At 41.1% G+C, this 13,004-nt stretch carries 10 protein-coding genes; 4 read left to right on the top strand and 6 right to left on the bottom strand.

Translation table 11 applies throughout. The features are described from left to right. The first annotated feature begins 44 nt into the window (after positions 1 to 44). The gene (locus R2S08_RS08775; protein ID WP_316834805.1) at positions 45 to 1,553 is read left to right on the top strand and encodes a bifunctional GNAT family N-acetyltransferase/carbon-nitrogen hydrolase family protein; all 1,509 of its coding nucleotides are present in this window, start codon (positions 45 to 47) and stop codon (positions 1,551 to 1,553) included. Between the two features lie 4 nt (positions 1,554 to 1,557). On the opposite strand, the gene R2S08_RS08770 is transcribed toward R2S08_RS08775, so the two are convergent. Continuing rightward, positions 1,558 to 1,764, bottom strand: a complete 207-nt coding sequence (locus R2S08_RS08770; RefSeq protein WP_316834804.1) for a hypothetical protein — start codon at positions 1,762 to 1,764, stop codon at positions 1,558 to 1,560. Between the two features lie 82 nt (positions 1,765 to 1,846). On the opposite strand from R2S08_RS08770, the gene queG reads away from it, so the two are divergent. Next, a complete protein-coding gene (gene queG / locus R2S08_RS08765; RefSeq protein WP_316834957.1) occupies positions 1,847 to 2,785 on the top strand; it encodes a tRNA epoxyqueuosine(34) reductase QueG in 939 nt (312 codons plus the stop codon). A 13-nt stretch (positions 2,786 to 2,798) separates the two neighbouring features. Here queG and R2S08_RS08760 read toward each other — a convergent pair whose 3' ends face one another. Both R2S08_RS08760 and R2S08_RS08755 read right to left on the bottom strand, forming a co-directional pair. Beyond that, on the bottom strand, positions 2,799 to 4,673 hold the full coding sequence (locus tag R2S08_RS08760) for a M1 family metallopeptidase (protein WP_316834803.1): 1,875 nt from the start codon (positions 4,671 to 4,673) through the stop codon (positions 2,799 to 2,801). A gap of 6 nt (positions 4,674 to 4,679) precedes the next feature. Beyond that, on the bottom strand, positions 4,680 to 5,651 hold the full coding sequence (locus tag R2S08_RS08755; protein ID WP_316834802.1) for an exonuclease domain-containing protein: 972 nt from the start codon (positions 5,649 to 5,651) through the stop codon (positions 4,680 to 4,682). A gap of 151 nt (positions 5,652 to 5,802) precedes the next feature. On the opposite strand from R2S08_RS08755, the gene R2S08_RS08750 reads away from it, so the two are divergent. Both R2S08_RS08750 and R2S08_RS08745 read left to right on the top strand, forming a co-directional pair. Beyond that, the gene (locus R2S08_RS08750) at positions 5,803 to 7,785 is read left to right on the top strand and encodes a transglutaminase domain-containing protein (protein WP_316834801.1); all 1,983 of its coding nucleotides are present in this window, start codon (positions 5,803 to 5,805) and stop codon (positions 7,783 to 7,785) included. 1 nt (position 7,786) lies between these two features. Then, positions 7,787 to 9,688, top strand: coding sequence for a DUF3857 domain-containing protein (locus R2S08_RS08745; protein WP_316834800.1), 1,902 nt, complete (start codon positions 7,787 to 7,789; stop codon positions 9,686 to 9,688). Here the strand turns inward: R2S08_RS08745 and R2S08_RS08740 are convergent. The 3 genes from R2S08_RS08740 to mutS are packed head-to-tail and all read right to left on the bottom strand — an operon-like array spanning position 9,681 to position 12,927. Next, positions 9,681 to 9,803: a hypothetical protein gene (locus R2S08_RS08740; protein WP_316834799.1), complete on the bottom strand. Its 123-nt coding sequence runs from the start codon at positions 9,801 to 9,803 to the stop codon at positions 9,681 to 9,683. The two genes, R2S08_RS08745 and R2S08_RS08740, sit on opposite strands and share 8 nt — an antisense overlap. A gap of 19 nt (positions 9,804 to 9,822) precedes the next feature. After that, entirely contained in the window at positions 9,823 to 10,317 is a 495-nt protein-coding gene (locus R2S08_RS08735; protein WP_316834798.1) for a C40 family peptidase, read from the bottom strand. Continuing rightward, the gene (mutS, locus tag R2S08_RS08730) at positions 10,318 to 12,927 is read right to left on the bottom strand and encodes a DNA mismatch repair protein MutS (protein ID WP_316834797.1); all 2,610 of its coding nucleotides are present in this window, start codon (positions 12,925 to 12,927) and stop codon (positions 10,318 to 10,320) included. Between the last annotated feature and the right edge of the window lie 77 nt (positions 12,928 to 13,004).

Genomic DNA, 13,004 nt, shown 5'->3' with positions numbered 1-13,004 from the left:
GTATGTTGTACCGGCTTTTTTCCGGTGGCATCATACAAACATATATGAATATAGAACTCAGAAAACTTACCTTAGAAGATTATAACGACCTTAAAGAATCCATGCTGCAAGCCTACGATACCCTCGGCGGCCAGATCTGGAGCAAACAAACGATAGCTAAACTGCTGAAATTATTTCCTGAAGGACAACTGTGTATTGCGGTAGATGATAAGGTAGTAGCTTGTTCTCTTTCTATTATAGTCGATTATGACGAATACGGGGATAAGCATACCTATGAAATGATCACAGGTGCCTATACTTTCTCTACACATGATCCTAATGGGGATACGCTATATGGAATAGAGATTTTCGTTTCTCCGGAATACCGTGGCCTGCGTTTAGGGAGGAGACTGTATGAAGCAAGGAAAGAACTTTGCGAAAGCCTGAACCTGAAAAGTATCATCGCGGGAGGCCGCATACCTGGCTATCACGAGCATGCCGATAAACTGAGCCCGAGACAATATATTGATAAGGTGAAATCAAAGGAACTTTACGATCCTACCCTGACCTTCCAGCTTTCCAATGATTTTCACGTTAGGAAAGTGCTAAAAAACTACCTTCCCGGCGACCACGAATCTAAAGAGTTTGCGACTTTAATTGAATGGAATAACATTTATTACCAGGGGGTCGATGCTTCTGCACGCTCTGCTAAAACGATCCGTATCGGTCTGGTACAATGGCAGATGCGTTTGTTTCCAACTATGGAAAGCTTTTATGAGCAGGTTGAATTCTTTGTGGATGCGGTGAGTGGCTATAAATCCGACTTTATTATGTTTCCTGAGTTATTCAATACTCCCCTTCTCCAGCCTTATAACCATCTGCCGGAAATGGAGGCCATGCGCAAACTGGCTGAGCTGACAGAAGAAATTGTAGCCAAGATACAGGAATATGCCGTTTCTTATAATGTAAATGTGATTTCCGGAAGTATGCCGATTCTGGAAAACAATAAGCTCTACAATGCTACCTACCTGTGCCATAGAAGTGGTAAAACGGAAGAATACAGGAAAATACACATTACGCCCAACGAACTCAAATATTATGGAATGGTGGGCGGAGACAAGATTAAGGTATTTGATACAGACTGTGGTAAGATCGGGATCCTGATCTGTTATGATGTAGAATTCCCTGAATTAAGCCGGATCTATGCAGACCAGGGTATGCAAATTCTGTTTGTGCCTTTTTTAACAGACACACAAAACGGTTATACCCGGGTACGTCGGTGTGCACAGGCCAGGGCCATAGAAAACGAATGTTATGTGGCCATTGCCGGTTGTGTAGGGAATTTACCCAAGGTGAACAATATGGACATTCAGTTTGCTCAATCGGCCGTATTTACCCCTTCGGATTTTGCTTTTCCAACCAATGCCGTAAAAGCGGAGACCACTCCTAATACCGAAATGATGCTTGTGGTCGATGTAGATTTACATCTTTTGGATGAATTGCACCATTTTGGCACAGTGAAGATATTAAAGGACCGCCGCAGTGATCTTTATCAGGTTAAATTATTAAAATGATCTTTTAGCGGAATATTAACCAATAGATCAATAAGGCAATGACTAAGATTGGGATGAGCCACTTCAAAATCGGACCTGCTCCGTTCTTATCATATTCGTTAACGGCCTGGGGTGATGGCCCCGGGTCTTCCTGATGTTTTGAATAATTAGTTTCTACGGGTTTATGAGGAAGATTCTGACCCTCACCCAATTTGGTTTCGTCGGGTTCCATAACTTTATTTTTTTTGTGATTCTTATATAGAAACAAATCAAGTTCTAAAAGGTTTCTGGCTAAACCCTATCTTTGCTTTGTGATGTTAAATAATTCTTCCCGGTACAGCAAAGTGATTAAAGAGGAGGCCTTGCGCCTGGGCTTTATGCAATGTGGTATTTCCAAAGCTGGGTTTCTGGAAGAAGAAGCACCGAGGCTAGAAAAATGGCTCAACCAAAATCATCATGGAAAAATGGCCTACATGGAGAACCATTTTGACAAGCGTCTGGATCCAAGACTATTGGTTGAAGGTGCCAAATCGGTCGTTTCTCTTACCTTGAATTATTTCCCCGAACAAAGTCAAACAGATCCGGATGCTCCCAAGATTTCTAAATATGCCTTTGGAAACGACTACCATGAGGTGATCAAGGTAAAACTTTTTCAGTTACTGGAGTTTATCCGGGAGCAGATTGGAGAAGTGAGTGGAAGAGCTTTTGTAGATTCTGCACCTGTGCTTGATCGGGCCTGGGCAAAAAAATCTGGCATTGGCTGGGTGGGAAAAAACAGCAATATCATCAGTAAGAAGAGCGGTTCTTTCTTTTTCCTTGCAGAGCTGATCATAGATCTGGAACTGGAGCAAGATATGCCTTTTTCAACAGATCATTGCGGTACTTGTACAAAATGCATCGACGCTTGCCCCACAGAGGCCATTTTGTCTCCCTATATTATTGACGCAAAAAAATGTATTTCTTACCTGACCATTGAACTGAAAGATGAAATTCCTGCAAACTTCAGTGATAAAATGGACAACTGGATGTTTGGCTGTGACGTTTGCCAGGATGTTTGCCCATGGAACCGATTTGCAGTTCCTCATGCGGAACCTCAGTTCCAGCCAAAGGAAAACCTGCTGCAAATGAAAAAGGAAGACTGGATGGATATCACTGAAGATGTCTTTAAAACAATATTTAAAAATTCTGCAGTGAAAAGAACCAAATTCAAGGGGTTAACGAGGAATATTGATTTCATAAAAAAGACCTCCTAAGAGGTCTTTTTTATTATTTTACTTTTACATGAAAGGTATTGTCACTTCCATCTCTATCAGGAACATGTGCGCTCCCCAGTACTACCTTCTTCAAAACTTTTGAAGTAGGAATATCAATTTCTGCTATGGTATCGCCCTTTTCCCAAACACCGATGGTTCTATGAACTTTTTCTTGAGACCCATCTTCATATTCCAGGTTCAGATCTACTGGAAGCGGTTTGGCACTTTTATTTTCAATTTTGATCAGATAACCCATATTGGTCAGCTCAACATCTTTGATCGCCATGTCTGTTACGCCTTCACTAAAGAACCAGCGGTTCCAGAACCAATCGAGATTTTTACCTGAGCCTTCGTTCATGCTATAGAAAAAATCATAAGGCATTGGATGCTTACCATTCCATTGTGCGATATAGTGGTGTAGTGCTTTGGTAAACAGCTCATCCCCCAGGTAGTCTTTCACAAATAGATAACCCAGACCTGGTTTAGGATAGGAATTTGTAAAACTTCCTGATCCTTTAAGATCCGGTGTCAGCGTCATCACTGGCGAGTCATCTTTGGATCCTGAAGTGGCACCGGTTTGTGCTACACCATATTCGTCCACCATAGTGGGCTCTATGCTTGGCGAGATCAGCCACTCCCCTATGGTTGCCCAGCCTTCGTCCATCCATCCATACTTCGTTTCGTTGACACCCATATAAAATGGGAATAAGGTATGAAAGATTTCATGAACGGTTAGGGTGATCGAATTTTCTCTGTTTTCCAATGGGTTATCGTTCACCATCATAGGATATTCCATTTGATCCAATCCATCAAACACCGTTTCGTGCGAATATGGAAAAGGCCATTTAGGGAAATCATAACTCATGGCATGCACCGTTTTACGTGCAAAATCAATTACTTCATAATAATCTTTGTGAGAAGGATTGAAAGCTGCATCCACCCTGGTCCTTCTTGAAGTTTTGGGATCAACCACAAGGCTTGAAGATTTCCATAAATAATGATCACTGGTCGCAAACACAAAATCTGTTACATTTTTAGCTTCAAATTTCCAGGTATTCAGCGCCTTGTCTTTGGTTACGTTTCTTGCATCCAGGTTTTCTTTGGTGATCACATCTATCACACTATCCGATTGCTCAGCCTTTTTCAGCCTTCCGGCAATCTCTGGCTGGAGAACACTTGCGGAATTGCTCAGATCACCTGTAGCCCATACTACGAAATCCTTTGGAACGGTCACTTCTGCTTTAAAACTGCAAAAATCGTTATAAAATTCTTCTTCGCCTGTGTAAGGATATCTGTTCCAGCCCTCAATATCATCATATACCGCAATTCTTGGGAAGAAATAAGCTACGAAATAAGAACCTTCGTCTACCTGACCGGTACGCATATGTGATCCCTTATTCAGCACGTAACTATAGCTAACGTTGACTTTGATGCTTTTGCCCGGAGCGAGTGCCGCGATAGCAGTATACATATTGGTTCCTTCTTCTACCATGGCTTTTTTCTCGATCACCTGGTTTCCAATCTTCAATGCCGATATCTGTACCCCTTCGCCTAAATCAGATTCGTTAAATTTGGTTTTGCGTTCAACCCCTTTTTTATACAAATTGGGATAAAGCTTAAACCAGATCTGCTTTAAGGTATCTGGGCTGTTGTTTACATAGGTAATCTCTTCTGTTCCTTTGACCAAACGGCTCTGCGGATCAAAATTGACCTTAAGATCATAACCCGCCGTATTTTGCCAGTACCTGGGGCCTGGTTTACCTGTTGATGAACGGGTACCTTTGGTATAGGCGGCCTGAATTTCCGGTCTTAAAGGAAGTCCTTGCTGGGCAAATGCGCCAAAAGAGGCCAGAACGAACAGAAATGCAGAAAGAGAAAGTTTATTCATAACTCCTTATTTTCCGAACTTCATTTTTAATTGTTCCAGCATATCGTTGGTCACCTCTGCTGCTGGCTTATCTTTTTTTGCTGCTGGCTGGGTGTTGTTATTGATAAAATTGGGCCTTGGAGCAACTGGTGTTTTTGGAGCAACCGGTGGCTTGGGTGCCTTATTCTGTTCTTTCTTTTTATTCCATCTTGTCCAGATTTCTTCAAGTTTCTTCTTGGTATATAAAGGAAAGTCTCCTTGTTTCATCCAGGCGTAATAACTTGGTTCAATATCAAATACCTGTTCTACGGTTTTGCCTTTGTGTTTTCCAAAGTTGAACGTTTCCTGTCCTTCTTCATTGAAAACCATTCTTCCCGCAAAGTCTACAGGTTTATTCATATTCGTGAACAGATGCAGCGCTTCGACATCGTTTTGGACAGGCTTACTGATGTTTCCTTGTTTGTCTTCAAAATCCGCGTCTTTGTAACGCTCTATCTGAGCAAGAAGTACATGATATGTTGCGGTAATATCTGCTTCTGCTGAATGTGCGTTGACAATATCTTTGTCGCAATAGAATTTGTAGGCTGCACGAAGGGTACGCTGTTCCATCTGATGAAAGATATTCTGAACATCTACGAATTTTCTGTCTGTCATATCAAAATCTATTCCGGCCTTTAGAAACTCCTCCAGCAATACAGGAATATCAAAACGGTTAGAGTTATAACCGGCAAGGTCTGCATCTCCGATAAAATCGGCCAGTTCCTGTGCTACTTCTTTAAAAGTACGTTCCTGGGCAATATGTTCATCGTATATACCATGAATAAGCGAAGACTGAAGTGGAATGGGCATCTCCGGATTGACTCTCAGTGTTTTGATCTCCTCGGTACCATCCGGCATTGCTTTCAATATAGCTATTTCCACTATACGGTCTGATCCAACATTTACACCTGTAGTTTCCAGGTCAAAAAAAGCAAGCGGGCGTTTTAAATTTAATTTCATGGGTATTAATACTGCAATTTTAAAGATATGATCATTTGATGATCAGTTTTAGTAGTTCCCAAAAGTCGTAAAAATCATTCAGTAATTTCTACTTTATTTAGCGTGGATCTTCAAGAAAATTATAAATTGCAGCTTTATTCCACGCTCAGCAATGAAAACACCTTTCTTAGTCCTTCTGATCTGTACAGTATTTGGCCTTCCTGCCGCGTTTGCCCAGGATTTTGATTTCGGTAAACCTAACGGCGATGACCTCAACCTAAAAAACACACCCATAGATAGCAATGCTAATGCCATTGTGATTAAAGAATTTGGTACTGCTTCTATTCAAATAGATGACAATGATGGCCACAGCTATGTGGATTACAGGTACCATGTCAAGATTAAAATACTGAATAAGCAAGGGTTTAATCAGTCGAATATCGAGGTCCCCCTCTGGGTCTATAACAACGATAAAGAAGATGAGATGACCGAACTGACTGCCGCTACCTTTAATTTTATCAATGGTCAATATGTAAGAACGGATCTGGACAAAAAGCAGGTATTTACAGATAACAGAAGCAAATATCTGAAAATCAAAAAATTTACCCTTCCCAATATTAAGGAAGGCAGTATTATTGAATTCACTTACAGAATCAACCGGAGAAATATTTTTAATTTTGTGACCTGGGCGTATCAATCTGGCATACCGAAACTCTACAGTGAATTCGTTGGTTTTATTCCGGCTATTTATAATTTTAACGCTTCGATCAGGGGCTATCTTAAATTGAGCTCTCAAAAGGGTGATGTTAGTAAAGATTGCCTGAGGATCCAGGGACAAAACATTGATTGTTCCAGGATGACCTATATTATGAAAGATATCCCGCCTTTTATAGAGGAAAGCTATATGACCGCTGCTGCTAATTTCAAATCGGCTATTTATTTTGAACTTTCTGATGTCCAGCACCTCAACGGCTACAAAAACAATATTACAAAGACCTGGAAGGATGTAGATTACGAACTGACCAGCGATAAGTCTTTTGGTGGCCAGATGAAAAGGAAGGATGTTTTTAAAGATCTTCTTCCGGCTGTGCTTAAGAATACGAGTGACGATCTGAGTAAGGCAAAAGCCATTTATGCTTATGTAAAGAAATCTATAGTATGGAACGGCTACAGAGGAAAGTACAGTGAAAATACCATCAAAAAAGCACTTGACACACATAGTGGAAATATAGGTGACATTAACCTGGCTTTGGTTGCTGCCCTTTCTGCTGCCAATCTCGATGCGGAAGCAGTAATGCTTTCCACCAGGGAAAATGGAATAGTCAATAATCTATATCCAGTCATCAGCGATTTCGACTATGTGGTTGCTAAGGTCAATATAGATGGTCAAAGTTATCTTCTGGATGCTTCAGATCCCTTGCTCCCCTTTGGTCTGCTTCCGATGCATTGTATTAATGACAGGGGCCGGGTGGTTAATCTTAAGAAGGAATCTTACTGGTATGATTTAAAAGCAAGCCAAAAAGACATCTCCAGGTATACATTTGACGGTGCACTTGGTGAGGACGGAAAGATTAAAGGTAAGCTCATCACCTATTCCAACGGATACAGTGCATTAAATAAAAGGAATAAAATTCTGAAGTCTTCTTCTGTAGATCAGTATGTAGAAAAGCTGGATGAACAAATGCCGGAGATCAGCATCCTTAAACATAAGATTTCCAACCTGGACAGTCTTGATCTTCCTCTGATTGAAGATTATGATATTGAAATGAAGGTTTTCGATCGTATGAATGCACAGCAGTTTTACTTTAACCCTTTCTTTATAGACCATACGACAAAAAATCCTTTCAATTTAAGTGAAAGGAATTACCCGGTGGATTTGGCTGCTGCAAATGAAAAGCGTGTAAATATATTGCTCAGATTGCCAGCAGGCTATACACTGAATGACCAGCCAAAAGATCTGAATATCGCCCTTCCAGATGGAGGCGGAAAATATCTTAGCCAGATTTCCTTTATGAACGATACGATTAACTTTAGCCAGGTCTTCCAGCTCAATAAGGCCATCTATACACCTGAGGAATATTTGTCTTTGAAAGAATTCTTCAGCAGGATCATACAGCAACAAAAAACAGATCTTATCTTAAAAAAAGCTAAATAATATGTTCCGCAAGCTTCTTTTTCTCTTATTGATTCCCGTTGTCCTTCCCGCAGCTGCACAAAACACCTATAAGACTGAAGATATTCCTTTAGCATTGAAAAACCGATCAAACGCGGTGATTCGCGACATGGAAACAGTTGTAGATATGAGAGCGCCAGACAATGTATCTATTAAGGTGAGACAAGCCATTTCTGTATTGAATAAGAATGGTGATGCACGTGCGGAACTGGTCCTTTTTTACAATAAAAACAACAGTATAAAAAGTATAAAGGGTATAGTGTATGACGCTCAGGGTAAACCGATCAGCAAATTTAACCAAAGCAATTTTACAGATGAAAGTGCAATCAGTGATTTTTCTCTCTTCGAAGACGACCGTGTAAAGCATTTTAAACCGGCTGTTACCGAGTATCCTTATACGATAGTTTATGAATACGAATTAAAAAACAAACAGAACCTGATTATTCCAGACTGGTATGCCTCACCTTCTCCAGATGTTTCTGTAGAAAAGAACAGCTATAGATTCCTTTGTCTGCCAGGCGACAAATTGCATATAAAGACCTACAATTATCCTGGGCAAACGAAAGAAACAAAGGAAGAAAAACTGTCGAGTTACAGCTGGGAGATGACCAATATTCCTTCCTTCCAAACAGAACCCTATGCGCCTTCGCCTGAAAATTACCTGACAAGGGTTAAAATAGCACCGGAAAAATTCAATTATTATGCTTTTTCAGGAAGTTACAATAACTGGAATGATTTAGGTAAGTGGATTTATACCGACCTTCTTTCAAAACGGCAGAATCTGGCACCTGAAACGATACAGATGGTAAAATCATTGGTGAACGGTATAAATGACCCTAAGGAAAAGGCTAAAAAGATATACACTTACATGCAGGAAAAGACCCGTTATGTGAGTGTTCAGATTGGCATTGGTGGGTTTCAACCGATTTCGGCTGCAGAGGTAGACCGCATGGGTTATGGAGATTGTAAAGGTCTTGTAAACTATATGCAAAGTCTTTTAAAGGCAGCTGATATCTATTCTGAATATTGCATTGTTTATGCCGGAAATCAAAAAAGAAGCATGGATCCGGACTTTGCCAGTATGGATCAGGCGAATCATATTATCCTCTGTGTTCCCTTTGAAAGGGATACGACCTGGCTGGAATGCACCAGTCAGACCGTACCTTTTGGCTTTTTAGGAGACTTTACCGATGACAGGACTGTATTGGCCTGTACGGAAAGTGGCGGAAAGTTACTTCATACTCCTGTTTTGTCTGCAACGGAGAATAAAACCATCCGGACGGCTTCACTGAACATCGACGAGGAAGGCAATGTAAAAGGCAATATGCTGACCCGGTTTGAGGGGGCTGAGTATGACAATTGTGAAGGTTTGATCAGCGATTCGCCGGAGGAACAGGTCAAATCATTAAAATCGAAATACGATCTGGACAATATTGAGTTTGACAAAGTAACGTTCAATCAGTTAAAGACGAGCAAGCCGGCAACAACGGAGCATCTTGATTTACGCATCAGAAGTTATGTTCCTCAAACACAAAGCCGTGCTTATTTGGTTTTAAATGCTTTTAATAAAGCGAAAATCATCAACGAGGTGACCAACCGTACCAGGCCCGTTGTGGTTAACAGAGGTTTTATGGAACTGGACACCATACAGTATACACTGCCTGAAAACTTCAAAATAGAATCAGAAATGGAAAACATCCAGATTAAGAATGATTTTGGAACTTTTATTGTTAAAACAGCTTTAACAGGAAAGCTGCTTACCTACAGCCGGTATTTCTTATTGAAAGAAGGTAATTATCCCGCTGAACGTTATAAGGATCTGGTTGATTTTATCAACAGGGTACAGCGCTACGACCAGTCAAAAGCTGTCTTTAAGCTCAACTGAGAATGACGATTCCCAGGCCTATGCCTATGATCATGATCAGATACATGATGATTTCCGTAGTGGCGAACCTTTTGTATTTCGTCCAGAATGAATAGTCGTGTTTTGGTTCTGACATTCCTTTATAATGCTTTAAATTATTTTACGGGTCCCGCCTTAACAAATGCTTTCTGATAAGCGGGCAGGGTAATATTGTCTACCACAACACCTCTGGTGGTAGAGGCATGTACAAAATAGTCATCATTGAGATAGATACCGACATGGTCTACTTCGTTTCCCCCAAAAGAAAAGAAAATGAGGTCTCCTTCTTTCAACTGGCCAAGGTTTTTGTTCCTGACTGTCTGCGCCTGGTCCCTTGATCTGCGCGGAAGTTGTATGCCGTAAATTTCCTTTTCCAGCAGAAAGGCAAAACCAGAACAATCTATACCGTTTTTATCAAGCCCTCCTAAACGGTATCTTACCCCAGTCCAGTCGTTAATGAACCGGTAAAGGGATTTGTTCTTAAGATTGGACATCGCATTTGCAGCAGCGGCAGCATTGGCTGCGTTACTATTGGTGACGGTATGTCTTCTGGAGCCGCAGGCCGTTAGAAATACCATTAAAATGACGAGCAATCCTAAGTTTCTTTTCATTTACTGCTTGATTAGACGTTGAATCTCATCTAGCTTGAGTAAGGCTTCAACGGGGGTTAATACATTCACATCGAGGTTATTCAACATATCCCTTATTTTCACAAGGACAGGGTCATCCACAGCAAACATATGCAGCTGATAAGCCTGGTTTTGTACTTTTTTAATACTGTCTTTTATACTTTGGCCTTCGGTGCGGTCAATTTCAAGCTTCTTCAGGATTTCATTGGCCCTGGCAATCAGCTTAGGAGGCATTCCTGCCATTTTAGCTACGTGAATACCAAAACTATGCTCACTTCCACCTGGCACCAGTTTCCTTAAAAAGATGACCTTGTTTCCTATTTCCTTTACAGACACATTAAAATTCTTGATGCGGGCCATGGTGTTGGCCAGTTCATTCAATTCATGATAGTGTGTAGCAAATAAGGTTTTAGGTTTGGCACTGGGATGGGTATGCAGGAATTCTGCAATTGCCCAGGCAATAGAGATTCCATCGTAAGTACTTGTTCCCCGGCCTATTTCGTCGAGGAGAATAAGACTGTTGTCTGAAATATTGTTCAGAATACTGGCGGTCTCATTCATTTCCACCATAAATGTACTTTCGCCCGACGATAAATTGTCTGAAGCACCAACACGCGTAAAGATTTTATCTACCAGTCCGATAGTTGCAGCTTTAGCCGGAACAAAGCAGCCCATTTGAGCCATTAAAACAATTAATCCGGTTTGCCTCAGAATAGCAGATTTACCCGACATATTGGGACCGGTTATGATGATGATTTGCTGCGTATTGTTATCGAGCAAAACATCGTTGGTAATATATTCCTCTCCTGCTGCAAGACGCTTTTCTATGACCGGGTGACGCCCGCCTTTGATGTCCAGAACTTTCTTTGTATTGAGCACAGGCTTCACATAATGGTTCTTCACCGCCAGTTGAGCAAAGCACAACATCACATCCAGCTGTGCAATCATATAAGCATTGAGCTGTATAGGTTTAATACAGGTACTGACCTGGTACATCAATTCATTGTACAAGCGGACTTCTATTTCCTGGATTTTCTCTTCTGCTCCCAGAATCTGTTCTTCGTATTCTTTCAGTTCAGGGGTAATATAACGCTCTGCATTAACTAAGGTTTGTTTACGCAACCATTCTGATGGCACTTTATCTTTGTGTGTATGCGTAACTTCCAGATAATAGCCAAATACATTGTTAAAGGCTATTTTGAGTGAAGGAATGCCCGTTGCCGCAGCCTCTCTTTTCTGGATTTCAATCAAGTAATCTTTACCTCCATAAGAGATCTTTCTCAACCTGTCCAACTCTTCATCTATACCATCTGCAATCACATTTCCTTTAATCAGCAATGCGGGTGGGTCTGGAAAAAGTTCTCTTTCCAGTTTTTCCCGGATAGACAGACAGGGATTTAATTGCTCGGCAATAAGCCCCAAAAATGGATTTCCGGATGCTTCTGTCAATTTCTTTACTTCTTCTATATGGTGTAAAGCACGTTTCAACTGACAAAGTTCCCTCGGTCCTACTTTCAACAGGCCCACTTTAGAGATCAGTCGTTCCAGATCTCCTATCTGTTTAATATGTGAAAGCAACTCCACCGAAAGATCTTCATTTGCAACCAGGTACTCCACCATACCTAAACGCTCCTGTATAGGTTTCAATTCCTTCAGTGGCATAATGATCCACTTGTGGAGCAATCTTGCCCCCATAGGTGTACTGGTCTCATCCAGCACATCAAATAAGGTTACGGCATTGTCATTGGCAGAGCTGACCAATTCCAGATTTCTGACTGTGAAACGGTCCAGCCACATAAAGCGATCTTCTTCCAGCCTGGAGATGGAGGTGATATGTTTGAGATTGCGGTGTTCCGTTTCATTCAGATAATGGAGGATTACCCCTGCCGCTACGATACCAGTTTGCAATTTATCTACACCAAAGCCTTTTAGTGAAGCCACTTCGAAATGCTTGGTTAAGGTTTCGTTTGCATAATCGGTGGTAAAAGCCCAGTCGTCCAGTGTATAGGTATAGAATTTATCGCCGAACAACTCCAGAAAGTCCAGTCTTCTGTTTTTTTGAAAAACAACTTCTGTAGGCTTAAAGCCCTGCATCACTTTGTCAATATATTCTGCGTTGCCTTGTGCTACAAGGAATTCTCCTGTAGAAATATCCAGCAGCGATACGCCAATCTGATTTTTATCAAAATAGATGGCAGCGAGATAATTGTTGGATTTCTGACTTAAAATATTGTCGTTGTAAGCCACCCCTGGTGTAACCAGTTCTGTAACCCCACGTTTTACAATAGTTTTGGTTGTCTTTGGATCTTCCAGCTGATCACATATGGCCACACGCTGTCCAGCCCTAACCAGCTTGGACAAATAGTTTTCCAGGGAATGATGCGGAAAACCCGCAAGCTCTATATGGCCTCCCGGCCCGTTTCCTCTCCTGGTGAGTACGATTCCTAATATCTGTGCAGTCTTTACTGCATCTTCTCCAAATGTCTCGTAAAAATCTCCTACTCTAAACAATAATAATGCGCCCGGGTACTTTGCTTTAATTGCATTGTACTGCTGCATTAATGGTGTTTCTTTAGTCTTATCTTTGGCCAAAATGATTCTATTTACAAAATCGTAAATATACTATCTTGAAATTTAGCCTTTACGTTTTGTTGAAAATTTAAATAATG

Origin of the sequence: Pedobacter nutrimenti (genome assembly GCF_032678445.1) — a bacterium.
GTDB classification, from domain to species: domain Bacteria; phylum Bacteroidota; class Bacteroidia; order Sphingobacteriales; family Sphingobacteriaceae; genus Pedobacter; species Pedobacter nutrimenti_A.
The sequence above is the reverse complement of the archived record's forward strand: the minus strand, read 5'-3'. Positions and strand labels throughout refer to the sequence as shown.